General features: G+C 66.9%; 18 protein-coding genes. 6 read left to right on the top strand and 12 right to left on the bottom strand.

Annotated features, from left to right (window positions below; genetic code table 11):
* Positions 1-183: 183 nt before the first annotated feature.
* From N5J73_RS12930 to mdoH, 4 genes are read right to left on the bottom strand one after another with little or no spacing between them, the layout of a single operon-like run.
* Positions 184-915 carry a LytTR family DNA-binding domain-containing protein gene (locus N5J73_RS12930; RefSeq protein WP_049449107.1) on the bottom strand — a complete coding sequence of 244 codons (732 nt, stop codon included), beginning with the start codon at positions 913-915 and terminating at the stop codon, positions 184-186.
* 10 nt (positions 916-925) lie between these two features.
* On the bottom strand, positions 926-1,969 hold the full coding sequence (locus tag N5J73_RS12925) for a sensor histidine kinase (protein ID WP_193391127.1): 1,044 nt from the start codon (positions 1,967-1,969) through the stop codon (positions 926-928).
* A gap of 3 nt (positions 1,970-1,972) precedes the next feature.
* Complete coding sequence (locus N5J73_RS12920; RefSeq protein ID WP_080354945.1) at positions 1,973-2,632, bottom strand: alpha/beta hydrolase; 660 nt, start codon at positions 2,630-2,632, stop codon at positions 1,973-1,975.
* A 50-nt stretch (positions 2,633-2,682) separates the two neighbouring features.
* Positions 2,683-4,608 (bottom strand): glucans biosynthesis glucosyltransferase MdoH, encoded by a 1,926-nt coding sequence (mdoH, locus tag N5J73_RS12915; RefSeq protein WP_049449103.1) that lies wholly within the window; start codon positions 4,606-4,608, stop codon positions 2,683-2,685.
* A gap of 490 nt (positions 4,609-5,098) precedes the next feature.
* Between mdoH and N5J73_RS12910 the strand changes: the two genes are divergently transcribed.
* The gene (locus tag N5J73_RS12910) at positions 5,099-7,144 is read left to right on the top strand and encodes a TonB-dependent receptor (protein ID WP_049449101.1); all 2,046 of its coding nucleotides are present in this window, start codon (positions 5,099-5,101) and stop codon (positions 7,142-7,144) included.
* A gap of 60 nt (positions 7,145-7,204) precedes the next feature.
* On the opposite strand, the gene N5J73_RS12905 is transcribed toward N5J73_RS12910, so the two are convergent.
* Positions 7,205-7,375, bottom strand: a complete 171-nt coding sequence (locus tag N5J73_RS12905) for a hypothetical protein (protein ID WP_162838397.1) — start codon at positions 7,373-7,375, stop codon at positions 7,205-7,207.
* A 213-nt stretch (positions 7,376-7,588) separates the two neighbouring features.
* On the opposite strand from N5J73_RS12905, the gene N5J73_RS12900 reads away from it, so the two are divergent.
* Positions 7,589-7,975 carry a DUF2628 domain-containing protein gene (locus tag N5J73_RS12900; RefSeq protein WP_049436940.1) on the top strand — a complete coding sequence of 129 codons (387 nt, stop codon included), beginning with the start codon at positions 7,589-7,591 and terminating at the stop codon, positions 7,973-7,975.
* A 78-nt stretch (positions 7,976-8,053) separates the two neighbouring features.
* Here the strand turns inward: N5J73_RS12900 and N5J73_RS12895 are convergent, their stop codons facing one another.
* The 3 genes from N5J73_RS12895 to N5J73_RS12885 all read right to left on the bottom strand — a co-directional run bounded on the left by N5J73_RS12895 (position 8,054) and on the right by N5J73_RS12885 (position 12,699).
* Complete coding sequence (locus tag N5J73_RS12895; RefSeq protein WP_049449099.1) at positions 8,054-10,585, bottom strand: methyl-accepting chemotaxis protein; 2,532 nt, start codon at positions 10,583-10,585, stop codon at positions 8,054-8,056.
* Between the two features lie 210 nt (positions 10,586-10,795).
* Entirely contained in the window at positions 10,796-11,689 is an 894-nt protein-coding gene (locus N5J73_RS12890) for an NAD(P)-dependent oxidoreductase (protein WP_049449098.1), read from the bottom strand.
* Positions 11,690-11,787: 98 nt separating this feature from the next.
* Positions 11,788-12,699 carry a S41 family peptidase gene (locus N5J73_RS12885; protein ID WP_049449096.1) on the bottom strand — a complete coding sequence of 304 codons (912 nt, stop codon included), beginning with the start codon at positions 12,697-12,699 and terminating at the stop codon, positions 11,788-11,790.
* 50 nt (positions 12,700-12,749) lie between these two features.
* Here N5J73_RS12885 and N5J73_RS12880 point away from each other — a divergent pair, with 50 nt between their 5' ends.
* Positions 12,750-13,214, top strand: a complete 465-nt coding sequence (locus N5J73_RS12880) for a MarR family transcriptional regulator (protein WP_049449094.1) — start codon at positions 12,750-12,752, stop codon at positions 13,212-13,214.
* Between the two features lie 5 nt (positions 13,215-13,219).
* On the opposite strand, the gene N5J73_RS12875 is transcribed toward N5J73_RS12880, so the two are convergent.
* On the bottom strand, positions 13,220-14,704 hold the full coding sequence (locus N5J73_RS12875; protein WP_049449093.1) for a DUF4434 domain-containing protein: 1,485 nt from the start codon (positions 14,702-14,704) through the stop codon (positions 13,220-13,222).
* 244 nt (positions 14,705-14,948) lie between these two features.
* Here N5J73_RS12875 and N5J73_RS12870 point away from each other — a divergent pair, with 244 nt between their 5' ends.
* Positions 14,949-15,254, top strand: a complete 306-nt coding sequence (locus N5J73_RS12870; protein WP_049449091.1) for a KGG domain-containing protein — start codon at positions 14,949-14,951, stop codon at positions 15,252-15,254.
* Between the two features lie 10 nt (positions 15,255-15,264).
* Here the strand turns inward: N5J73_RS12870 and N5J73_RS12865 are convergent, their stop codons facing one another.
* On the bottom strand, positions 15,265-16,737 hold the full coding sequence (locus tag N5J73_RS12865; protein WP_049449090.1) for an MFS transporter: 1,473 nt from the start codon (positions 16,735-16,737) through the stop codon (positions 15,265-15,267).
* Positions 16,738-16,863: 126 nt separating this feature from the next.
* Between N5J73_RS12865 and N5J73_RS12860 the strand changes: the two genes are divergently transcribed.
* Complete coding sequence (locus N5J73_RS12860) at positions 16,864-17,484, top strand: TetR/AcrR family transcriptional regulator (RefSeq protein WP_049449088.1); 621 nt, start codon at positions 16,864-16,866, stop codon at positions 17,482-17,484.
* Between the two features lie 15 nt (positions 17,485-17,499).
* On the opposite strand, the gene N5J73_RS12855 is transcribed toward N5J73_RS12860, so the two are convergent.
* Both N5J73_RS12855 and N5J73_RS12850 read right to left on the bottom strand, forming a co-directional pair.
* Positions 17,500-17,850: a VOC family protein gene (locus tag N5J73_RS12855; protein ID WP_049449085.1), complete on the bottom strand. Its 351-nt coding sequence runs from the start codon at positions 17,848-17,850 to the stop codon at positions 17,500-17,502.
* Positions 17,851-17,972: 122 nt separating this feature from the next.
* Complete coding sequence (locus N5J73_RS12850; protein ID WP_049449083.1) at positions 17,973-18,173, bottom strand: hypothetical protein; 201 nt, start codon at positions 18,171-18,173, stop codon at positions 17,973-17,975.
* A 188-nt stretch (positions 18,174-18,361) separates the two neighbouring features.
* Here N5J73_RS12850 and N5J73_RS12845 point away from each other — a divergent pair, with 188 nt between their 5' ends.
* Positions 18,362-21,748, top strand: a complete 3,387-nt coding sequence (locus N5J73_RS12845; RefSeq protein WP_049449081.1) for an autotransporter serine protease — start codon at positions 18,362-18,364, stop codon at positions 21,746-21,748.
* The last annotated feature ends 30 nt before the right edge of the window (positions 21,749-21,778 follow it).

Genomic DNA, 21,778 nt, shown 5'->3' with positions numbered 1-21,778 from the left:
AGGACAGCGCACACGAGCAAGGCGCCATCGAGCTTACAGGGATGTACTTGCAGCGTGTCCCGCCACCCCACCCCGGCCCGACCCAGTACGTAGCACCAACGAGCCGACCAACCCGCCGTTGCTGTTGCTGTTGATCTTGATGTTGATCTGAAAGCAGTCGCGGCCGCAGGCCGCGCGGAACACTCACAGATGCCGCAGTTCCTGCTTCAGCGTCGCCACGCAGCGGCGGCTGACTTCCAGCGGTTGCTTGCCATGACGCAGCATCGCCTGCACCTGGCCGCCCGTGCCACGACGCAGCTCCACCAGCTCATGGCGTGCCACAAGGCAGTTGCGATGGATGCGGATGAAGCGGCTGGCGAACTCTTCTTCCAGCGACTTCAGCGATTCCTCGATCAGGTCCTCGCCGCGCGCGTGGTGTACTACCACGTACTTCTCTTCGGCCTGCAGGTAATGGATGTCGTCCAGCGGAATCAGCCGCAGGCTGCCACGCAGGCGCGCGCACAGCATGCTGCGGGCCTGCTGCCCGCTGTGTTCCTGCGGCTGGCCGTCGCGGCCGGCCAGGAACGTGCGTGCACGCGCAATCGCCGCTGCCAGGCGTTCGGCGCGCACCGGCTTCATCAGGTAGTCGATCGCTGCGGCCTCGAACGCCGACAGTGCATGCGCGTCGTAGGCAGTGCAGAACACCACCGCCGGGCGCGGCTCGAAGCTGGCCAGGTGGCGGGCGGCTTCCAGGCCATCCAGCCCAGGCATGGCGATATCCAGCAGGACCAGGTCCGGCTGCAGCTCCGCGCACGCGTGCAGGGCCTGCTCGCCATTGCCGGCCTCGGCCACCACATCCACGCCGTCCTGCGCGGCCAACAGGCTGCGCAGGCGCTCACGCGCCAGCGGTTCGTCATCGGCGATGACTACCCTCACGATCGTCCCCTCACTGGATCGGCACTGTCACCTGGCAGGCATAGTAGCCCTCGCTCCAGCCAGCCGTCATCCGGGCGGCGCTGCCGAAGCGCCAGGCCAGCCGATGGCCGATACTGTGCTGGGCATGGCCGGCACCGCGCGCCAGGGCCAGCCCGGGTGCCTGCGGGTCTGGCGCCGGATTGCGCACGCGGATCTGCAGCTCATTGCCCTCGCGCGCCAGCTGCAGCTCGATGGTGCCGCCTTCGGGCAGGCGCGAGATGCCGTGCAGCACGGCGTTCTCCACCAGCGGCTGCAGCACCAGCCTCGGCAATGGCAGGTCCCACGGCAGTGGCTCGTCGCGCTGCCAGCGCACCTGCAGGCGCTCGCCCAGGCGCAGCGATTCGATCGACAGGTAGCGCTCGGCCAGCTCGCATTCGTCGCGCAGGGTGGAATCGCCCTCGCCGGCACCCAGCGCGGCACGGAACAGATCGGACAGATCGAGCACCGCACGTTCGGCCACAGCCGGGTCGCGATGCAGCAGGCTGGCGATCAGGTTCATGCTGTTGAACAGGAAATGCGGACGGATCCGCGCCTGCAGCGCGTCGGCCTGGGCACGGGCATTGGCCTGCACCTGCGCGGCCCAGCGGTCGCTCACGTAGAAATAGCGCAGGGCCAGCGCGGTGATCAGCGCGGTGGTGGCCGCGCTGCCGAGCGTGAAGCGCCAGAAGCTGATTCCCCGAGCAAAGTTGTCCCCCAGCACCGCGTACAGCGCATGCACGACGCCGGCGCAGACCACCGCGATCAGGGTCGCCAGCGTGATCGCCGCGACGGCCCCCAGCAGCTGCGGCAGCCTCGACAGCGCCTGCCGCAGCAGGCACAGGCTGGCGGTCACCGCCAGCGCAAGCCACAACGCGAAGCCACTGGCCGACAACAGTTCGCCGAAGGTCCAGTGACGGCTGCCATCGGGCGCCAGCGCCAGCACTACCACCACCAGCTCGGCCAGGCCGAGCATCGCCGCCAGCCGCGGCAGGCGGCACAGTTCCGGCATCCACGGCGGCGTGCTGGCCGGGGGCATGGCTCAGGCGACGCCCAGCCGTTCCTGCAGCCAGTCACCCAGCGCCTGGATCTCTTCGGCGCAGACCTGGTGGGCCATCGGGTAGCTGTGCCATTCCACTTCCAGGCCCAGCGCCTGCAACGCCTGTGCGCTGTGTACGGCCACCGCCTGTGGAATCACCGGATCGCTGCTGCCATGGGCCATGAACACCGGCACCTGCACGGCACCGTCAACGCGCTTGGCGCCTTCAGCTTCGGGCAGGTAGGTGGACAACGCAATCAGACCGGCCAGCGGCGCAGTGCGCGACAGCGCGGCGGTCAGGATGATCGCGCCGCCCTGCGAAAAACCTGCCAGGAAGATCCTTTCCGGAGCGATGCCACGCTCGATCTCGCGGGCGATCAGTGCATCCAGCTGCACCACCGATTCCTGCACGCCGGCCATGTCGGCGCGCGAACGGAAATCCATGCCGACGATGTCGTACCAGCCACGCATCGGCACGCCGTTGTTGATCGTGATCGGCCGCACCGGTGCATGCGGGAACACGAAGCGCAGCGCCGGCCAGTGCGGGCGCACCAGTTCCGGCACGATCGGCGCGAAGTCATGGCCGTCGGCACCGAGGCCGTGCAGCCAGATCACCGACCACTGCGGCGAGGCGCCGGTTTCCTGTTCCACCGTTTGCAGCATGATGCGGCTCCTTCAAGTTCGAGCCGCATTATGCCGCTGGCGCAGGCGGATCAGTACAGCGGCGGTTGCTCGGCGGCTTCCCGGCGCAGTTGTGCCGCACGCACCAGCACCGGCGGCGGGATGTTCTCCTCGGGGATATCGAGCAGCCCAAGACGGTGCAGGAAGGCACCCGGGCCGCGCGAGGAGGTCAGCGCCACCACCGGCACCGCCAATACCATGCCGATCACCACCGGCGCCATCCAGGCTGCCAGCGACGGCGACACCGCCCAGGCCAGCACGCCCATGAACGCACCAAACACGCCGAGGCCGCCGTAGCCACGGATCAGTGCCATCCACGAAATGCCGCCGTCGTCACGCTGCTGCGCATCCCAGCCGGAATCGCGGCCGGACAACACTTCAGCGACGCCGCGCGACTGCACGTACATCACCACCGGTGCCATCAGCGCGGCCAGTACGGTTTCCACCAGCATCGAGACGAACGCGCGGATCGCACCACCACAGCCACGGCGGTCGACCGGGTCCAGCAGCATCGCCAAGTAGCCCAGCACCTTGGGCAGCAGCAGCACCGCCATGGTCGCCGCGAACAGGCGGACGACCTGCTCCTCATCCTGGGCGCGCCAGTACACGCTCGGTGACAGGTGCAGCAGGGCATTGAAATCGATGCCCTCCTGGAACAGCGGAATGGCGATGCCGATCAACATCAGCATCGCCCACATCGGTGCGGTGAAGTAATGGCCGATGCCGATCAGCATGTGGGTACGGCTGATCCAGTGCAGGCCACGGCTGCCGACCACCTTGCCATGCTGCAGGTTGCCCTGGCACCAGCGGCGGTCGCGCACCAGCAGGTCGGTCAAGGTCGGCGGCCCTTCCTCGTAGCTGCCGCCGAGGTACGGCACCATGTGCGCGGCCCAGCCGCCGCGGCGCATCAGTGCCGCTTCGACGAAATCATGGCTGAGCACGTGGCCGCCGAACGGCTTGCGCCCCGGCAGCGCCGGCAGGCCGGCGTGGTCGGCAAAGGCACGGGTGCGGATGATCGCGTTGTGACCCCAGTAGTTGCTCTCAGCGCCATGCCACCAGGCCACGCCACGGGCGATCACCGGGCCGTACACGCGGCCGCCGAACTGCTGCATGCGGGCGAACAGGGTGCGGCCACCAATCACCGACGGCAGGGTCTGGATCAGGCCCACATCGGCGTTGTGTTCCATGCCGGCCACCAGGCGCACGATGCTGTCGCCGGTCATCAGGCTGTCGGCGTCGAGGATCAGCATCTGCGGGTAGGCCCCACCGAAGCGGCGGACCCAGTCGGCGATGTTGCCGGCCTTGCGCCCGCTGTTGTCGCCACGGCGGCGATAGAACAGCCGCGCCCGGCCGTCCGGTACGCGATCGCGCAGCTCGGCGAACACCTGTTCCTCGGCGCGCGCGATGTCCTCGCGGCGTGTGTCGCTGAGCACGAAGAAGTCGAAGCGCTCCAGCTGGCCGGTGGCGGCCACTGATTCGTAGATGGCCTGCAGGCCGGCCAACAGGCGACGCGGGTCTTCGTTGTAGGTCGGCATCAGCAGCGCGGTGCGGCTGTGCACGGTTGGCAGCGGCTTGTCCGGGTCGATGCCGAGGCGGTAGCCACGATCGAACACGGCGGTCAGGAAGCCGGCCAGGGCGCTGGCGAAAGACAGCGCGATCCAGGCGAACAGGCCGACAAACAGGACCAGCAGGCAGGCTTCGAGCACGCTGGTGCCATTGGCCGACAGCACCCGCCACATCATCCGGGTGGCGATGGCGGTCATCGCCAGCGTGCCGCCGAAGATATAGAACCGGCGCAGGCCGATCAGCCGCGGCGAGGTGCGGTGACGGCGGACCTTCAGTTCGCCTGCGCGCAGGGTCTGCTCGGGCATCTGCAGCGGCGACTCGGCCGGCAGCAGCGCCCACCCGGCGTCGAGCCCGGGTGCCTCCGCGCCTGCGTGGATGGTTTGCCCCCCCATCACCGCTTACTCCCCACGATCGGCACGGCCGGCCGTCCCGGCCGGGCTGCATGCACGAAGGTTCCCGGCGCGCCTTCCCGGCGCCCGCACTTGTCCTGGCTGTGTCGGCGCTGGGCCACACAGTCGATGTCTGTCACTACCGGAACCCACACGATCTCCAACGGGGCGGAATCGAAAATGCGGCCCAGTCTAGGGCGCCGGATGTAAGCCGCGTGCGAAGGTCTACGCCGGGATTTATCCCCATTCAGCAAACAGCAGGCGTGCCGTGGCGGCGCAGGAGGTTGTCACTTCGTCACCGGGGGTACTGGATCGTAACAAACGCGAACGGTTATCATTTCATTAACCAGGCAGGTCACCGTCTTCCGCACGGCACAGACCCACCCAGCTGCGCCGTACACACCGCGCGCCGACGACCCAGGGAAGGGGCTGCCTGCTGTCCGCTGCACCTGCTGCTTCCACCGGGTCCCTTCTCTCTCCCATGGAAGCCGTCATGTCCCTGCCGTACCCTTTCCGCTCCGCGCGCCTGCCGCGTACCCGCCTGGCCACTGCCCTGGCCACTGCTTGCCTGCTGGCCCTGCCCGGGCTGGCTGCCGCTGAGGCCAGCGCCGATGCCTCCACCAAGGATCTGGATACCGTGGTGGTCACCGCCTCGGGCACCCAGCAATGGATCAAGGATGCGCCGGCCAGCATCAGCGTGATCAGCCGCGAGGACATCGAGCGCCAGCCGGTGCACGACCTGGCCACTCTGCTCAGCCGCGTGCCGGGCGTGACCGGCGGCCTCAGCGCCGCGGGCGAACAGTCCAAGATCAAGCTGCGCGGCATGCCCTCCAATTACACGCTGGTGCTGGTGGACGGCAAGCGCATGGGCAGTTCTGCCTCCACCAACTACCGTCCCGACCTGGGCCGCCAGGACCTGAACTGGATCTCTCCCGACCAGATCGAACGCATCGAGGTGGTGCGCGGCCCGATGTCGTCGCTGTATGGCTCTGACGCGATGGGCGGCGTGATCAACATCATCACCAAGCGCATCGGCGATGACTGGAACGGCAGCGCCACCCACAGCTACACCCGCCCGGGCGACGGCAAGCGCGGGGATACCCAGCAGATCGGCGCGACGTTCTCCGGCCCGCTCGGCGAGCGCTTCGGGCTGCGCATCGGCGCCAACAGCATGCGCCGCGACTCGGACCGCTCCAACGGCGGTGTCTACGGCAACGCCTACGCCGGCGAGAAGGACCGCAATGTCGACGCGCTGCTGCAGTGGAGGCTCAGCGATGCGCAGGAACTGTCGCTGGAGGCCGGCCACGGCGTGCAGCAGGCCTTCATCGATGCATCGCTGGAGAGGCAGGACGAAGGCGCCTGGGGTGCCAGTGAACTCAAGCGCAGCTCGCTGGCACTCAGCCACGATGGCAAGTGGCGTTTCGGCAACTCGAAGCTCAGCGCCTACTGGACCGAGTACAGGAACGACATCGGTGCCACCGGCCGTTCCGAGGCCACCGATACGATCATCGAAGGCAGCCTGACCACGCCCTTCACCCTTGGCGTTGAACACCAGTTCGCCGTGGGCGGCCAGTGGAAGCGTCAGGAGCTGACCAACACCGACACCATCGGCCGCGCGCCGATCGACTACGCCGGCAACGCGGTCAGTGGCTCGGACCTGGAGGTCGATACCTGGGCGCTGTTCGTCGAGGACGAACTGAAGCTGCACCGCACCCTGGCGCTGACGCTGGGCGCACGCCTGGACCACCATGAGACGTTCGGCGGCCACGTCAGCCCGCGAGCCTACCTGGTCTGGCATCCGGCCGAGCAGTGGACGATCCGCGGTGGCGTTTCCAAAGGCTTCCGCGCGCCCAGCCTGACCGAGAATTCGCCCAGCGCGGCCACCCAGTCCGGCGGCCGCGGCTGCACTTCGCTGATCCCGTTCGGCTATACCCGCGGCGGCTGCTACATGGCCGGCAACCCGGACCTGGACCCGGAAACCAGCACCAACCGCGAGATCGGCATCAGCTTCGACAACGACCTGGTCGATGCGGGCCTGACCTACTTCCATACCGACTTCAGGAACAAGATCGAGTACGCGCCGCTGGGCCGGTTCAACGGCATCTGGTGGACGCGCATGAGCAACGTGCAGCGCGCCCGTACCAGCGGCATGGAAGGCAACCTCAACTTCCGTTTCGGCGAGCACTGGCGCTGGCGCACTTCGGCCACCTGGATGAAGGAGGCCAAGAACCTGACCACCGGCAGGAATCTGATCGATACGCCGGAATTCTCCGGCTACTCGTCGCTGGACTGGGCGCCCAACACGGTGTTTTCCAGCAGCCTGTCGGCGCAGTACACCGGCAAGCAGACCGGCACCGCCACGACGTTCCTCAAGGCCTACACCCTGTATGACCTGACCGCGGCATGGAACGTCAACGAAGTGCTGACCCTGCGCGGCGGCGTCAGCAATCTGGCCGACAAGAAGCTGTATGCCGAAGGCTCCACCGACTACTTCGTGGCCGGGCGCAGCTATTTCCTGAGCATGACCGCGCGGTTCTGACCGCCGGCGCGCGCCGTGATCGCGCTGGCGGCTGGCCAGCGCGATCGGCGGTGTTGCGGATTACTCGCTCTGCAGCGCGGCCGGTGCCGCATCCTGCGTGGCGGCCGTGCGCGCACGGTCCATCGCCACCGCCAGTTGCTGGCGAGCGAGCAGTTGTTGTGCCTGCACCACTTCAGGTGTCGGCAGGAGCACCGGTCCCGGTGCGTTTTCCGGTGTAGCAGGTGTGGTCATGCAACCTCCATGGACATCCCGCTGCCACCCAGATCCAGCAGGGGCGGCAGCGGAACTGCGCACCCTATCCTAAAAACAAGGCGGATGGGTGACGGTGCGGCGCCCCGCCACACCACGTGGAACACGGCAGGCGTCACATTTTTGACGCCGAAGCTTGGATCCTGAATAGGACTTGCCCTATCATGAAAACGTTTTCCAACAGGGATGTTTCCCATGAATACCACTGACCTGTCCCAGTTCAGCCCGAAGTGGCAGTTCCGCTTCAACTTCTTCCGCCAGCACGGCGCCCCCAAGAATCCCGGCTTCAAGCAGGCCTGGAAGGCGCTGTCCTTCGGTGACCGCCTGAAGATCAACCTGAACTTCTTTGCGTTGTTCTTCGGCGCCATCTACCTGTTGATCCTGGGCATGTGGCGCAAGGCACTGGTGCTGATCGGCATCAACATCGTGCTGGCCATCGTCTCCATGTTCCTTCCGGACGTCGTGGGGCGGATGCTGTTCATCGCCATGAACCTGCTGGTCGCCTCCAGCACCAACTACAGCTATTACCTGGAGAAGGTGGAAGGACGCGCCAGCTGGAACCCGTTTGAAGGCATGTTCTGAGCCCTCAGAACTGCGCAGGGATGCGCGGCAAGGATGCAATCGACGCCCGGCCCCCGCCGGGCGTCTTCGTTTGCGGGGTCAGGCGGCGCGGCGTGCCACGGCTGCCGGTTCGGCGTGCAGACGGAAGCGCGAGACCGCCACCGCCAACTGCTCGGCCTGTTCTTCCATCGCCCGCGCGGCGGCACTGGCTTCCTCCACCAGCGCGGCGTTCTGCTGGGTGGTTTCGTCCATCTGCACCACGGTCTGGTTGACCTGCTCGATGCCGGCCGACTGCTCGCGTGATGCGGCCGAGATCTCGGCCATGATCTCGTTGACCCGACCGACCTGACCCACGATCTCCTGCATGGTGCGGCCCGCGCCGTGCACCAGTTGCGCACCGGCACCGACCTGCGCCACCGAGGCGTCGATCAGCGCCTTGATTTCCTTCGCAGCGCCCGCCGAGCGCTGTGCCAGCGCGCGCACTTCGCTGGCGACCACGGCGAAGCCACGGCCCTGCTCACCGGCACGCGCCGCTTCCACCGCCGCGTTCAACGCCAGGATGTTGGTCTGGAACGCGATGCCATCGATCACCGAAATGATCTCGGCAATGCGCTGCGAAGAGGATTCGATCTGCTCCATGGTCTGCACCACCTGGCTGACCACTTGGCCGCCTTCGCTGGCCACGCCGGCCGCGGAACCGGCCAGGGTATTGGCCTGCAGCGCATGGTCTGCATTCTGGCGCACCGTGGAGGTCAGCTCCTCCATCGAGGCCGCGGTCTCTTCCAGGTTTGCCGCCTGCTGCTCGGTGCGGCGCGACAGGTCACTATTGCCCGCGGCAATCTCACCCGCCGCCAGCCGGATGCTGGCCGCCGACTGCTGGATCTGTCCGACGATCTGGGTCAGCTGCTGCACGGTGCTGTTGGCGTCGTCGCGCATCACCGCGAACACGCCGTGGAAGTCGCCCTGCATGCGCGCGCTGAGGTCGCCTGCGGCGATCGCGCGCAGCAGCGTCGACAGCTCGGCCAGGTTGTGGTCGCTGACCTGCATCATGGTGTTGAGGGTTTCCACCATGCGGCGGAAGTCGTGGTCGAAGCGCAGCGTGTCGCCGCGCACCGCGAAATCACCGGCTGCGGCGGCTGCGGCCAACTGCTGGATCTGCTCATTGATCGCGGCCAGGTTGCTCTTGGTGGTGGCCATTGCAGCGGTGAAGACCGCCTTCTCGCCCGGCAGCGCTTCCATGTCCACGCTGAGGTCGCCCACGGCGTAGCGCTGCATCACTTCAACCAAGCGCTGGGTGACTGCATTGCTGGACGCCACCAACTGGTTGCTGTCGGCCACCATGCGACCGTATTCGCCGGGGAACGCCGAGGCATCCATGCGGTAGCTGAGCTCTCCGGCATCGTGGCGGCGCGCCATCTCCGCCTGCGCAGCCATCACCGCCTGCAGCTGGCCGCGCATGCCCTGCATCGCTTCCAGCAAACGCCCCACTTCATCGTCGCTGCGTGCCGGCAGGGTGCTGTCCAGCTTGCCCGCGGCGACATCGCCGGCCACACGCACGGCTTCGGCCAACGGGCGGATCGCCAACCGGCGCAGCAGCACATAGACACCGGCACTCAGCGTCAGCGCGGCCACCACGCCAACCAGCAGGGTCAGCCACAGAAGCTGACGCGCCTCGGCCACGATCACCGCATGCGGCATCACCACGCCCAGCGCGAAGCGCTGAGGGGCGTCGCCCACGCGCAGCGGCACATACACGCGCACATTGCCGGCCGCATCGGGGCTGAAGGCCTCGAACGGACGATCGGCGGCGATGTCGGCCAGCATGCTGCGGGTCAATGCATCGTTGCGCGGCTTGCCGATCTCGGCGGCATTGGCCGAAGCCAGCACCACGCCCTTCGGCGACAGTAGTTCGACGCGGCCGGCCCCCATCGGCTTCAACGTGGCCAGGTGCTTCTGCAGCGCTGCCAGCGAAAAGTCCACGGTGAACACGCCAAGGAACCTGCCGTTCTCGATGATCGGCGTGCTCAGCGTACTCATCAGCACCTGCTGCCCGGCGATGTCATAGGCATAGGGTTCGCTGACCTTCGGCAGCTTGTCGCGGCTGGGCACCATGTACCAGTCACCCGAACCGCTGGCGGTCTCGGTGTAGTCGGTCATCGTCGACTGCTGCGGCTTGCCGTCGTGCCAGGCCCAGTAGCTCATGTAACGACCGGTAGCATCGTGCGCTTCGGTGTTGACGAACTCTGCATCCTTGCCGTCGAAGGCATCGGCCTCCCACATGGTGCTCTTGCCCAGCCACTCCGGGTGGGTACGCAGCTGTTCGCCAAGCACTGCCGCCAGGCTGGCGCGATCGGGCACGTCACCGCGTGCGCGCTGGGCGAGCACGGTCTCGACCATGGCATCGTTGCTGGCGAAGGCGGTGCCCAGGTCGGCCGAAACCTGGCGTGCTTCGGCGTTGGCCTCGCTGGTCATGGTCTGGCGCGAGGCGCTGATCAGACTGGCGCTGGCCTGTCGGTAGATCAGGAATGCGGTCAGGCCGAAGCACAGCAGTGCGATCACAGCGGTGCCCAGCATCAGCTTGTGGGCAATGCTGCCCGGGCGGCGGGCAGCGGCGGAGCGGGAAGGAGGCATGGAAAGGTCCGCAAGGCAGTTCAGGACGACCGGCGCCGCGAAGGCACCGCGCAGGCGCGCGATCCATCGCGCAGGCCACCGGCCGCCGGGTCGTGCCCGGCACTGGAAGCGCACCGGGTTAGCGGCCGCCTGCCAACGAGGTTGAGGCGGCGGGCCTGCACATTCCTGAACCTGCTCAGGGTCGGGTCAGGAAGCCGCCCCGTTGCCGCCCTATTCGGCCACGCGGTCCTTGATCCATTGCGCCCGCGGCAGAACTTCGATGCTGCCAGCGGCGTACTGCTGCAGGACATCGTCCGGCCCAAAGCGCGGCTGCCAGCCCAACGTCCTGCGCATACGGGCGCTGTCGTAGACGCGATCGATGCTGAGCGGCAACGGCCAGCGGCGGCGCTCGAACTCGGCCAGCAGCTGTGGCGCGCGACGGGCCAGCACGTTGCGCGGCTGGGTCGCCAGTTCCAGGCAGTCCTCGCGCTGGAACGGCGTCGGAGCGCAGGCAATGTAGCGCGCGAAGGCCGCGCCCTCATCGTGCAGCAGCGCGGCGTGCGCGCTGGCCACGTCGCGCGCGTCGATGCCACGGTGCAGGCGGAACATCGCCATCCGCTCCGGTGGCTCGGGGAAGCAGCGGGCCATGCGCAGCACGCGCACGCTGAAGCCCGGCGCGGCGGCAGCTTCAGCCAACGCCTCTGCTTGCAGCTTGCTGCGATGGTAGATGGTGCGCGGCAGGGGTTCGGTGTCCTCGTCGATCCAGCGGCAGCCGCCGGCCACCACCGCGTGACCATAGAGCGCGGTGGTGCTGGTCAGCACGAAGCGCCGTGCACCGGCCTCGCGCGCCGCCTGCAGCAGGTGCGCGGTGGCGTCCACATTGATCTGCTGGAACACCGCATCCGGCACCAGCCCGACGTGCGGGGCGTGCAGCGCCGCAGCATGGATGACCGCGTCGACGCCCTGCACCGCCCGCGTGACCGCATGACGGTCGGTGACATCGGCGATGATGCGCGTAGTGGCGAACGGACTGCGATCCAACCCCACCACTTCATGGGCCGCCGCCAACGCGCCGAAGATCGCACGCCCGATCCGCCCGGAACTGCCGGTCAACAGAATCTTCATTGAGTCCATTCACTCGAAGCGCCCGGGAACTACCGGGATGCTTCGATTCTAGGCATGCAGCATGTCGTCTGCGATAGGGCGCGGTTGCAATTGTGCGTTCATTTCTGCAATGCCGATCGGGCCAGCAACTGCCGCGCGACGAACAGCGGATCGTCACCGCCTGCTGCATCAGGCGTGACACCGGTACGTTCCCAGTTGCTACCGGTACGCAGGTTGATCGGCTGCCGGTCGGGAATGCTGATCTGATAGCCATCCGGCAGCAGCACAGGATCATCGAACATATGTGCCGCGCCCCCACTTCGACTACCAACGACACGTGCCCGCCCCTGCGCCTGCAGCGAGTACGCGACAAATTCCGCGGCCGATCCGGTACGGCGGTCGATCAGGATCACCAACGGCTTCAGGTACGGCGGAAGGCTCGCTGGCGGCAGTGGCACGGGAGTACGCCGTCCACGTTGCTCCAGCACCTGCACTGCGGTGACATCTAACTCCAGCAGGGTACGCACCAGCAGGTCCGCACTGCCGTCATCGCCCCCCCCGTTCTGGCGCAGGTCCAGCACCAGGCCATCGGTGTCGGCCAGCAGGGTGAAAGCTGCGGCCAGCTTCGGCCGGGCCAGATCGAGCGGATAGAAGGTGCTCAGGCGCAGGTAACCGATATTGCCCTCCAGCACCCGCACCTCGCGCACGCCCGCACCCGTGCTGCGCGCATCCGCGCGCCAGGCCATCAGCCAGTCGTCCTGGTCGCCGCTGGCATCCACCCGCTCGACATGGAAGTGGCCATCGAACACGTCCAGGTCCTGGTTCAGGCGCGCACTGAAGACCTTCGGGTCCGCGCAGCTGTCCACATAGCGCTGCTGGCTGGACCAGCCGCGCACGGCCCCGGCAATGCGCGCGCCCTCGGCCACGTCCAGGTAGTGCGCCTGTATTGCCGTGGCCGCCGCCTGCAGCACCGCGTCCTGGGCCGGGCAGGACGCCGCCAGCACCGCGCCCAGCATCCACGAAACCGCCATGACCCCACCCCATGTTGATGATATGTAAGTGCTTATATATCATCACGCCCATGGATCTCCAACACGCCACCCTGGGCACCCTGCTGCGCGCCCTGCTTGATCAGCTCGATCCGGCGGTCGAACAGGCCTATCGCGACCTGCAGCTGGACTACCGGCCGCGCTACACCCCGGTGCTGCGCACGTTGATGGCGCAGGGCCCCTGCCGCATCAAGGACCTGGCACTGGCCTGCGGGCTCAGCCATTCGGCGCTCAGCCAGACGGTTTCAGCGATGGTGCACGACGGCTGGCTGCATACCGCCATCGGCGAGGACAGCCGCGAGCGCATCCTGCAGCTCAGCCCGCAGGCGCTGCAGGTCCTGCCGGCGCTGCAGGCACAGTGGCAGGCTACGGCGCGCGCGGCGCGCAGCCTGGATACCGATCTCGGGCAGTCACTGGAGCAGGTGCTGCGCGACGCACTGCAGGCGCTTGAACAGCGGCCGTTCGCACAGCGGCTGCACGACGCACGCCAACGCTGACATCGCTACTGCTCGGCCGCGATCTCGATCTCGCTGAGGAAGGTCCAGTTGCCATTGGCCAGCCGCAGCTCCAGCGTACGGCACTGCGCAGCCAGGGGCGCCGCGTTGCCCAGCACGTATTCCTCCTCGGTCGATCCACTGAGTCCGGCCTGGGTGAACGGCGCTGACAACATGCCGATGCTGGTTGCTGCAGTACCCGGCTCAGTGCACATCACCTCCACCGACGTCGGCGTGACGATGCCCCATCCGGGGCGAGTCATCGTGTGCAGGCCGATCCAGTCCACCCGCCTGCGTTGGCCCAGGTCGATGGTGATGCTGACGTTGCCATGCACGCCCACCCAGCCGGCATCCATCGGATTGCGCGGATCTCCCACGCGGCGATCAAACAGCTCGTGACCGCTGCTGTCGGGATAGTTCGCATCTGGCGCTACGCTGTAGCTGTAGGTGGTCTGCACCGGATCGACACTGTAGGACGCACCGAGGCCATACAACCCGCGATAGGTGTTCATCAGCCGCGGCGATTCGCCATAGCCCTGGCCGGGGCCGACCACCTCGGACATGTGGTACTGGTTGAGCCAGGCAACGCGCTTGCCGGCCGAGCGCGCACTCCACAACTGCTGGTTGATGCGCTGTACCGAGGCCGGACGATAGGCGCCGGACAGTCCATTGCCGGTGTCCAGGAACAAGGGACTGCCATGGTTGAACAGTTCGATGTCGGCCCACAGGCCGCTGGCACCCAGCGCCGCCGACAGCGCCTCGTAATACGCCTCGGTGGAATGGCCGGCGCGATCCCACTGGAACAATCGGGCATGCGAGGCGGCACCGATGCCATCCTGCCAGATCTGCACGTCCACGCCGGTGGCCGTACGGAACTGCACAGCAGCCCGGCCCACGCTGGCCGGATCAACGGTGGATGACGCAAGGTAGGGTGCCGCCATCACCGGCCGCGAAGGTGTACTGCCTTTGAGCGCCGCCACGATCGCGCGGTAGAACGGCGCGCGATCAGCCGGCACCTGTGCCGGCTCGTCGGTGATGTACCAGCCTGCGAACGCCGGATGCGATCCGTACTGCTGGCCAAGCTGGGCCAGCGACTGCGCCGCATCCTGTGCCACGGCCGTTGCGTTCTGGCCTTGCCAGAAGGTGGCGCACTGCCCCGAGCTGTAGGTGGTGCCGACCACGACCTTCATGCCGCGCGCGGCTGCCGCGTCGAGCACAGTGCCGAGCTTGCCGGGAAAGCCGGCAATCCATTCGAAATCCTGCACGCCGCTGGCGCATCCCACGCCAGCACGGGTGGCACGCAGCTGACCGAGGATGATCGTGTCGTTGCCCAGGTCCTGCAGCTCATCCAGGAACAGCGGCAACTGCGATGCCGGCAGTTGTTCGTCGGTGGCCGAATAGCCGACGTGGACAAAGCTGCCGGACAACAGGGGGCTGGCTGCATGGACGGGGGCGGCACAGGCCAGCAATACGATCACTCCAATCCTGTTCATGTTCTACGTCCCTGTCGTGGCCAGCCGAGTGGCGTTGTTGCGCATGCTATCAACAGCGGCGGTGACCTCGGTTGAGCGAAAGCGCTTCCGGGTTGCAGCACCCGCCTGAATGGCTGCGCCATCAGCCCCGTGCGCAGGGCGCGTGAAAGCTGTGGCGAAGATGGCGACCTGGACTTAGCGTGCGATGGCCAAGCATGGATGCTGTCGTCTACGAAGGCGGCGTCCACACTGCAGGAGATTTCACATGACTGAGCAGAACCCGCGCAGCTCCAACCGGGGCTTCGCATCAATGGACCAGGACAAGCAGCGCGCGATCGCTGCCAAGGGCGGGCGGGCCGCGCACGCCTCCGGCAACGCGCACGAATTCAGTCCGGCCGAAGCACGTGTCGCAGGCCGCAAGGGCGGCGAGGCGATCAGCCGCAACCGCCAGCACATGGCCGCGATCGGTCGTGAAGGTGGACACGCTCGCCACGCCAATGCGCGCCAGCAGCAACAGCAGCAACAGGAGACCGAACGCACGACAGAGGGCCCGCAACGCCAGCAGGGCTGAATGCCGCGCGTCAGGCCGGTGCGCGCTGCCGATACAGACCCAGCGCCACAAGCAGGGCCAGCGCACCGGCCACCGCCATCGCCCAGCCGAAACCACTGGCCATCGCACTGCGATACCACGCCAGCATCTGCGGCGTGGCGTGCATCGAGCTCGGTTGCAGGATCATTTCGCGCGCCTGTGCCACCAGCCCCCGCTGCCCGGCCGCCTGTGCGGAAGTAGCGAACTGTTGTACGGCGCGCTGGCCCATCAGGCTGCCCAGCAGCGCGATGCCCAGGCTCATGCCTGCCTGGCGCAATGCGTTCATCGTGGCTGAAGCGATACCCGCGCGCTCGACCGGCGCGCTGGCCATGACGGCCATGCCGGTCGCCGGCACTGCCAGCCCCATTCCAACGCCAAGCAGCACCAGTACAGCACTGGCATAGGCACGTGAAGTAGCCGGTTCAAACGTAGCCATCGCGCACAGCGCTGTCCCGGCCAGGGCGTAGCCCAGCGCCAGCGCGGCATGCAGCCCGAGGTGGGCGACCAGACGACCGAACAACAGCGAGACGACACCCATCAACAGGAACTGCGGCGCCAACTGGGCGCCGGCCTGCGCAGCGCTGTGCCCCTGCGCCTGCTGGAAGAACAGCGACAGGAAGAACAGGCTGGCATAGGCAGTGAAGCCCAGCACGAACGATGCCAGGTTGAACATGCCGAAGCGGCGGTCGGCAAACAGGTCCAGCGCCAGCAGTGGGCGTGCCACGCGGCGTTCGACGATGCCGAACAGGATCAGTCCAGCGGCTGCGACGCCCAACGCCAGCAGCGTCACCGGGGCCAGCAGGCCATGCGCGCCGATCGCGATCAGCCCGTAACTCAGCGCACCCAGCGCGACGATGCTGAGCAGCTGCCCGGCAGGGTCCAGTGCAGCGTGCTGCGGATGCCGCCGCTCCGGAATTCCCCAGGCGCCCAGCGCCAGCGCAAGCAGGCCCAGCGGCAGGTTGATCAGGAAGATGCTGGGCCATCCGGCGCGCTGCACCAGCACGCCCCCCAGCAGCGGGCCCAGCACCAGGGCCAACGCACTGAACGCCGACCAGCCGCCGATCGCGCGTGCGCGTAGTCGCGCGTCGGGGAAGGCGTGGCTGAGGATCGGCATGGCGCTGGGAATCAACAATGCGCCCGCGATGCCCTGCACTGCGCGTCCAGCCACCAGGGTCGCAAGAGTGTTGGCACAGGCGCAGAGCAACGAACCAAGAGTGAAGGTGGCGACGCTGATCAACCACATCCGCCGATGACCGTAACGGTCCCCGAGCGGCCCTGCCGACAGCATCAGCGCCGACAACGCGATCGCATACGCATTGATCACCCATTGCAGCCCGGCCATGTCAGTGCTCAACGCCTGCTGCAGGGTGGGTAGCGCGACGTTGACGATGCTGATGTCCAGCGAGGCGAGAAACGTGCCGAGGTAGGCGGCCAACACCAGGGCCGGACGTTGGAAACGTTGCATGTGTGGATCCCGGGGGAGGACGTGCGCGCATCGTAGCCACTGACTGACCGTCGGTCAATGACCGGCGGTCAGTCAATGCCGAAGGACAGCTAGAATGGCTACCGTCGCACCCGAACCTTGCCCACCATGCAGACCCCAGCTGTCGCCAGGCCTCGCACCAAGCCCGCGGAAACCCGTCAGGAAGAACTGATGGACGCCGCGCAGGCACTGTTCCTGTCAAAGGGGGTAGACGCCACCACCATCAGCGACATCGTCGCCGCGGCTGATGTGGCCAAGGGCACCTTCTATACCTACTTCGCCTCGCGCACCGAGATCCTGCAGGCGCTGGCACAACGCTACACGCGGCAGTTCATGGAAGCGGTCGACCAGGCCGTGCAGCAACACCCCGCCGGCGATGGCGTGGCACGCCTGCGTGCCTGGATCCGTACCAACATCGAGCTCTACGTGCGCACCCACGCGCTGCACGATGTGGTGTACGCCAACCATCATCACCACCAGCGCGGCAACGCCGAACGCAATGCAATCCAGCGGCACCTGCTGGGCATCCTCGAAGCGGGCAACGCGGCCGGTCTGTGGCAGCTTCCGGCGCCGCAGGTTACCGCCTCGTTGATCTATGCCGGCGTGCACGGCGCTACCGACGACCTGATCGCCACACCGGCACAGGATGCCGACGCGTTCATCGAAGCCGTGCAGGCCGATTGCCTGCGCATGGTCGGCGTGCCACCGGCCGGTGCCAAGCGGCGCTGACGAACCGTCTGTCGCTCAGGTGTGGGCGAGGATGTTCAACAACCGCCCGAAGGGGTCACGGACGAAGAAGCGGCGCACGCCCCAGGGTTCATCGGCCGGGCCATATTCCAGCGGGATGCCGGCCGCGCGCATCCGTTCCAGTACCTGCTGCAGATTGTCCACTTCGATCGACAGGTCCGGCACTGTGGTGCCGGAACCCCCTTCACTGGCAAAGCTGATCTGCGCCAGCGCGCTGCCCTCACCGCCATGGGTGACGATCCAACCGTGGTCCATCACCACCGGCATGCCCAGCAGTTCGCCATAGAACGCTGCGGCACGCGCAGGGTCAGGCGTGGCGATGTTGGCGACGACACGTTTGACGGCCATGGCACTCCTCTGCCCATGAAGACATGCCGAGACTACCGTATCGATGCCGGCATCCTCGATTGAAACAGAAGAGCCCCGTCGATGACGGGGCTCCATAGAACGCAACGCTCAAACGGCGCGACTCACACGCCCATGCACAGGTCGACCACGCAGGTGTTGTACGCCTGCTGGCATTCACCGGCATCGGCACCACTGGCCAGGCACATCTGGTAAGCCCGCCAGCACGGCTTGTCGCAGGGCTCGACCGGCCCTGCCACCGCCACCGAACCAGTACATGCCAGCGCGAACACAGCCCCTGCGATCACTTTCCTGAAAACTCGCATTGCATCACTCCCTGATAGGCCTGGTGAGCCCAGGCTGGGTCACGGTAGCGGGACCGCAGGGAGACGAAGTGAAAGCCGATGTCACCCAATCTTAACCTGTTCATTAAATTTTCTTCACGCCACTGGGGGTGATCGGCGCGCTGCGGGGTTAACGGCCTTTGATGTCCGTCAATCAAGGAAGTTGTCTGATGAATCACCCGCTGTACGGCCGTTCGTCCCGCTCCCTCTCACATCGCCCGCTGGCGCTTGCCGTCGCCAGCTCGCTGTTGCTGGCCACCGCACTCCCGGCCATGGCCAGCGAATCATTCGATGCCTGGCAGCAGCAGCGCCAACTGCAGGCCGCGTGGGCGCAGCCCACACCGCTGGCGAGTTCATCGACCGACGCGAACCTGTCGGCCGCAACACCCGTAGCAGCAGCCAGCGCCACGTCGATTCCCGGTAAGCCAGGTGATCCGGCCAGCTGGCGCACGAACGAATTCAACGCCGACTGGGGACTGGCCGCGACCAACGCAGACCACGCCTATGCGCGGGGCCTGACCGGTACCGGCATCCGCCTGGGTGTGTTCGACAGCGGCACCGGCCTGGACCATCCAGAGTTCGCCGGGAAGAACCATCGCAGCATCCACATTGCCGACTTGCTGGCCGACGGTTCGCACTGCACCAACACCACACAGCTCACGGGTCCCGGCGCCTGCTTCTCCAGCGATGGCGACGACGTGCAGGTAAGCTACGTCGGCTTCAACGCCAACGTCCCACAGAACATTCGCGACCTGATCATGGCCGGCCCCTATGTTCAGCCCGGCATCGGCTTTGAAGTACACGGCACCCATGTGGCCGGCACCATCGCCGCCAACCGCGACGGCAATGGTATGCATGGGGTCGCCTTCGGGGCGGATCTCAGCGTCGCCCGCCTCTTCTTCAACAGCGCCAGCGAATGGCAGCGTACGGCAACCGGCTATTCGGTGGTCTCACTGGGTAGCGTTGGCCCCGATTCGTCCGCCGTGGTCGACATGTACGCCCAGATGAACGCCCAGGGCGTGCGCGCGGTCAACCATAGCTGGGGTCTGAGTAATGAGCCCAATGCGGTACTGATGGATCAGATCTACAACGATCCGGATGATCGCGATTACCTCGCAACCTATGCCGACGGATCCCGCGCCAATGGCATGATCCAGGTCTGGGCAGCGGGAAATTCGCCTGCACGCGATGTTGCGGCTCCCGTATCGGCCAGCCCGATCGCCGGCATGTATGCCACCCTACCGCGTGCCTTCGCTGACATCGAGAAGTACTGGCTCAGTGTCGTCAACGTCGGCCAGGATTTCACGCTCAGCCTGACCTCCAACAAGTGCGGCCTCAGCGCCAACTGGTGCCTGGCCGCTCCCGGCTCAGGCATCAACTCCACAGTCTATGGCGATGATTCCGCAGTGGCGGCGGCGCTGGGCGTGGATGCCAACGGCAATCTGTCGCTTGACGTCACCCAGCGTGTGCCCACCTACGGCTATGGGTTGCTCAGCGGCACCTCGATGGCCGCACCGCACGTCACCGGTGCGCTGGGCCTGTTGTTCGAACGCTTCCCCTATCTGGACAGCGCACAGGTCCGCGACGTGCTGCTGACCACCGCGCGCGATCTGGGCGCACCGGGCATCGACGAGATCTACGGCTGGGGCCTGATGGACCTGCGCAAGGCCATCGAAGGCTATGGCTCGCTGCGCGTGGATACCTACGTGGTGATGAACCAGAAGGCTGGTGGCCTGAAGGTGTGGGAGGGCGATGCCTGGGATGACTGGACCAACGACATCGGTGGCCCCGGCAAGCTGACCAAGTCCGGCATCGGCTGGCTGCGCCTGAGCGGCGACAACACCTTCAACGGCGCAGTGCTGCAGGACGGCACGCTGGAATTGAACGGTGCCAACACGCTCACGTCTGCGGTCGAGGTCCAGGGTGGCCAGTTCCTGCTCAACGGCAGCCTGGTCTCCACCGCGCTGAACACCACCGGGGGCGTGAGCACGGTCAGCGCAAGCGGCCTGCTGAAGGACAGCAACCTGACCGTCAACGGTGGCGTGGTGTCCTTCAACGGCACGCAGACCGGCGGCACCACCACGGTCGGTGCCAACGGCCTGCTGAAGGGTGTCGGTACGCTGGGCAACACCCGCGTGGACGGCATCATCGCGCCCGGCAACTCCATCGGCACGTTGACCATCAATGGCGACTATGTGCAGGGCGCAACCGGTGTCTACGCGGCCGAACTCGCTCCGGGCGGGCGCAGTGACCAGCTGCACGTGACCGGCACCGCCACCCTCGGCGGCACTCTGGTCGCACTGCCGGAGCCGGGCACCTACTACCTCGGCGAGCAGTTCAATTTCATCCGCGCCGATGGCGGCGTCAGCGGCCAGTTCGCCAAAACCGACTTCAGTGCGTTCTCGCCGTTCCTGCAGTTCAGCCTCGCCTACGGTGCCAATGGCACCCGTATCGACGTGGCTCGCGGCGCCTCGCTGGCCAGTGCCGCCACCACGCCGAATCAACGCGCGGTGGCCGGCGCCGCTGACGTGCTGGCAATCAACCAGGGCCTGCCCAAGCCGCTGACGCAGCTGTTCCCGCAACAGGTCGGTGGCGTGCTCGATGGCCTCAGCGGCGAGCTGCATCCGGCCACGGCATTGGCCCTGGTCGAGGGCAGCCGCTATGTGCGCGATGCCGCACTGTCACGTCGTGCCGGTGCCACCGCACCCGGTGCCGATGCGGGCGACGCCACGGGCGCATGGGTGCAGGCCCTGGGCGGCAACAGCAAGCTGGATGGCAACGCCAACACCGCCCGCACCGAAGCCAACAGCAACGGCCTGCTGGTCGGCATCGACCGCGAGTTCTCCGGCTGGCAGGTTGGCGTGCTGGCCGGCACCGGCCGTACCGACGTGAAGCAGCAGGACCGCCGCGCCAAGTCGAAGATCGACAACACGCACTTCGGCGCCTACGCCAGCCACACCTGGGGCGGCTTCGGCCTGCGCGGCGGCGTGGCCTGGAGCAAGCACGAGGTGAAGAGCACACGCGATGTGGCCTTCGCGGGCTTCAGCGACAGCCTGAGCGCACGCTACGACGCCCGCACGCGTCAGGCCTTCATCGAAGCCGGCTACCGTTTCGGTGGTCCGGAAGCCGGGCTGGAGCCGTACCTGCAGGTCGCGCGCGTGGAGGTGGATCTGAAGCAGATCAACGAGCGCGGCGGTGCGGCGGCCCTGCACGGCGAGGTGGACGACACCGGCACCACGGTCGCCACCGCTGGCCTGCGCTTCGACAAGGGCCTGAAGGCATCGTTCCAGCAGGACAGCTGGTTGCACCTGCGTGGCGGTGTCGGCTACCGCCGTGCCTCGGGTGATCGCAACCAGGTGGCCAACCTGGCCTTCGCCAACAGCAGCACCACCTTCGTGGTCGAGGGTGCTCCGATTGCCGACAACGCCGTGGTGGCCGAACTGGGCCTGTCCGCGTGGCTGACACCGCGTCAGCAGCTGGATCTGGGCTACAGCGGCCAGTACGGCAGCGAGAGCCGCGACCACAGTGCGAACGTGCGCTGGTCGGTGCGCTTCTAACGCCACGCACATGATCGATTGACAGGTTGG

The sequence above is a fragment of the Stenotrophomonas sp. GD03654 genome (genome assembly GCF_029845105.1).
Lineage (GTDB): Bacteria > Pseudomonadota > Gammaproteobacteria > Xanthomonadales > Xanthomonadaceae > Stenotrophomonas > Stenotrophomonas africana.
Note: the sequence above shows the minus strand (reverse complement) of the source record. Positions and strands in the feature narration are given on the sequence as shown.

Bases quoted from the DNA above. Each gene is read 5' to 3' on its own strand.
- N5J73_RS12925 (WP_193391127.1), bottom strand. From the start codon at position 1,969: ATGCCCCCGGCCAGCACGCCGCCGTGGATGCCGGAACTGTGCCGCCTG.
- N5J73_RS12920 (WP_080354945.1), bottom strand. From the start codon at position 2,632: ATGCTGCAAACGGTGGAACAGGAAACCGGCGCCTCGCCGCAGTGGTCG.
- mdoH (WP_049449103.1), bottom strand. From the start codon at position 4,608: ATGGGGGGGCAAACCATCCACGCAGGCGCGGAGGCACCCGGGCTCGAC.
- N5J73_RS12910 (WP_049449101.1), top strand. From the start codon at position 5,099: ATGTCCCTGCCGTACCCTTTCCGCTCCGCGCGCCTGCCGCGTACCCGC.
- N5J73_RS12905 (WP_162838397.1), bottom strand. From the start codon at position 7,375: ATGACCACACCTGCTACACCGGAAAACGCACCGGGACCGGTGCTCCTG.
- N5J73_RS12900 (WP_049436940.1), top strand. From the start codon at position 7,589: ATGAATACCACTGACCTGTCCCAGTTCAGCCCGAAGTGGCAGTTCCGC.
- N5J73_RS12895 (WP_049449099.1), bottom strand. From the start codon at position 10,585: ATGCCTCCTTCCCGCTCCGCCGCTGCCCGCCGCCCGGGCAGCATTGCC.
- N5J73_RS12890 (WP_049449098.1), bottom strand. From the start codon at position 11,689: ATGAAGATTCTGTTGACCGGCAGTTCCGGGCGGATCGGGCGTGCGATC.
- N5J73_RS12885 (WP_049449096.1), bottom strand. From the start codon at position 12,699: ATGGCGGTTTCGTGGATGCTGGGCGCGGTGCTGGCGGCGTCCTGCCCG.
- N5J73_RS12880 (WP_049449094.1), top strand. From the start codon at position 12,750: ATGGATCTCCAACACGCCACCCTGGGCACCCTGCTGCGCGCCCTGCTT.
- N5J73_RS12875 (WP_049449093.1), bottom strand. From the start codon at position 14,704: ATGAACAGGATTGGAGTGATCGTATTGCTGGCCTGTGCCGCCCCCGTC.
- N5J73_RS12870 (WP_049449091.1), top strand. From the start codon at position 14,949: ATGACTGAGCAGAACCCGCGCAGCTCCAACCGGGGCTTCGCATCAATG.
- N5J73_RS12865 (WP_049449090.1), bottom strand. From the start codon at position 16,737: ATGCAACGTTTCCAACGTCCGGCCCTGGTGTTGGCCGCCTACCTCGGC.
- N5J73_RS12860 (WP_049449088.1), top strand. From the start codon at position 16,864: ATGCAGACCCCAGCTGTCGCCAGGCCTCGCACCAAGCCCGCGGAAACC.
- N5J73_RS12855 (WP_049449085.1), bottom strand. From the start codon at position 17,850: ATGGCCGTCAAACGTGTCGTCGCCAACATCGCCACGCCTGACCCTGCG.
- N5J73_RS12850 (WP_049449083.1), bottom strand. From the start codon at position 18,173: ATGCGAGTTTTCAGGAAAGTGATCGCAGGGGCTGTGTTCGCGCTGGCA.
- N5J73_RS12845 (WP_049449081.1), top strand. From the start codon at position 18,362: ATGAATCACCCGCTGTACGGCCGTTCGTCCCGCTCCCTCTCACATCGC.